This window comes from Streptomyces sp. AcH 505 (assembly GCF_000818175.1).
Lineage (GTDB): Bacteria > Actinomycetota > Actinomycetes > Streptomycetales > Streptomycetaceae > Streptomyces.
Genome location: NZ_JTIY01000001.1, coordinates 6101948 through 6103758, shown reverse-complemented (window position 1 = coordinate 6103758; position 1811 = coordinate 6101948). Strand labels below are relative to the sequence as shown.

2 protein-coding genes are annotated in these 1811 nt (G+C 72.3%); one reads left to right on the top strand and one right to left on the bottom strand.

Annotated elements, in window-relative coordinates; translation table 11 throughout:
- On the bottom strand, positions 1-881 hold an 881-nt coding region (locus HY68_RS45535; protein ID WP_041993607.1), incomplete at its 3' end, for an SDR family NAD(P)-dependent oxidoreductase.
- Between the two features lie 248 nt (positions 882-1129).
- Here HY68_RS45535 and HY68_RS45530 point away from each other — a divergent pair.
- Positions 1130-1811, top strand: a 682-nt coding sequence (locus HY68_RS45530) for a LacI family DNA-binding transcriptional regulator (protein ID WP_041993605.1), incomplete at its 3' end; no start/stop codon positions are given.

Here is a 1811-nt window from a genome sequence, read left to right as displayed (position 1 = left end):
GCCGGCAGCACGGCCTGGGCGCCGCTGCCGAAGGCCCCGATGACCTCGGCGGCGGGGAGTTCACCCGCGGGCAGCGGCGCCGACTCGGCCGCGAGGAGTTCGCTGTACGCGCCGGGCGAGCGGCGGACGGTCTGGGCCGCGTTGTTGATCAGGATGTCCAGCGGGCCCTCGGCGGCGACGGAGTCGGAGAGAGCGACGACCTGCGCGGGGTCCCTGAGGTCGATCCCGACGATCTTCAGCCGGTGGATCCAGTCGGCGCTGTCCTCCATCGCCTTGAAGCGGCGGATCGCGTCGGCCGGGAAGCGGGTCGTGATGGTGGTGTGCGCGCCGTCGCGCAGCAGCCGCAGCGCGATGTACATCCCGATCTTGGCCCGGCCGCCGGTGAGCAGCGCGCGCTTGCCCGTGAGGTCGGTACGGGCGTCGCGGCGGGCCCGGTTCTCGGCGGCGCAGGACTGGCAGAGCTGGTGGTAGAACGCGTCGACCTCGACGTAGCGGGTCTTGCAGATGTAGCAGGAGCGGGCCCGCTGGAGGAGTCCCGCGATCTCGCCCGCGGCGCGCGAGGACGGCAGCAGCCCCTGGGTCTCGTCGTCGATGCGCTCCGCCGAGCCGGTGGCGGTCGACTCGGTGACGGCCTTGTCGTGGGCGGTCTTGGCGGCCCTGCGCTCCTGGCGGCGGCGCTGCTTCACCGTCCGGTAGACACCGGCGGTGGCGCGCCGGACGGCGACGGCGTCGGGGTGGTCGACCTCCAGCTTGTCCAGCTCTTCGAGCACACCGAGGCAGACGGCGAGCCGTTCGGGGTCGATGCCGGGACCGTACGCCTGGCTCTCGTCGGACGCCGGGCCGCCGCCGTCGTACGCCGGGCTGTCCTGTGTGACCGTCATCGCCGCTGCCGTTTCTCGATCGCTCGTGCGCCGGAGTCCCTGATGGGCCCCTTTGTGGGATTTTGCGACTATCCCCGCAGGTGAGGAGCATACCGACGCGGGGAAGGCCGACAAAATCCCGTCATTCTATCCGAGCGCCCCGACCGCCCGCGTGGGTCCGCCGCGCGACCGGCGACGCCCCGTGGATAACGTTGTACACATTGGGCAGGGGGCGGGCCGCGGGGGCCGGCCTCGGAGGGGAATTAGCGGTGAGCGTCAGCCTCAAGGACGTCGCGGAACACGCGGGCGTCTCCATCAAGACCGTCTCGAACGTGGTCAACAACTACCGGCACGTCACGCCGGCGATGCGGACCAAGGTCCAGCACGCCATCGACGAGCTGGGCTACCGGCCGAACCTGACGGCCCGCCATCTGCGCAAGGGCCGCACCGGCATCATCGCGCTGGCCGTCCCCGAGCTGGGCAACCCGTACTTCGCCGAGCTGGCGGGCGCGGTCATCGACGCGGCGGCCGAGCACGACTACACCGTGCTGCTCGACCACACGAGCGGCAGACGCGAACAGGAGATCCTGGTCAGCCAGGGGTTCCGGGCCCGGGTCATCGACGGGCTGATCCTCAGCCCCATCGAGCTGGAGCCCGAGGACCTGCTCGGCCGCGACCACGACGCGCCGCTGGTGCTGCTCGGCGAGCGGGAGTACGGCCTGCCCTACGACCACATCGCGATCGACAACGTCGCGGCGGCCCGCGCGGCCGTGCGCCATCTGCTGGATCTCGGCCGGTCCAGGATCGCCTTCCTCGGCGCCCGTACCGACCGGGTCAACGAGCCCTCCCATCTGCGGGTGGACGGCTGGCGCGCCGAGCTGACGGCGGCCGGGCTGCCCGCCCCCGACGCGCTGGTGGCCGCGACGGGCGGCTGGGACCACGCGGACGGCG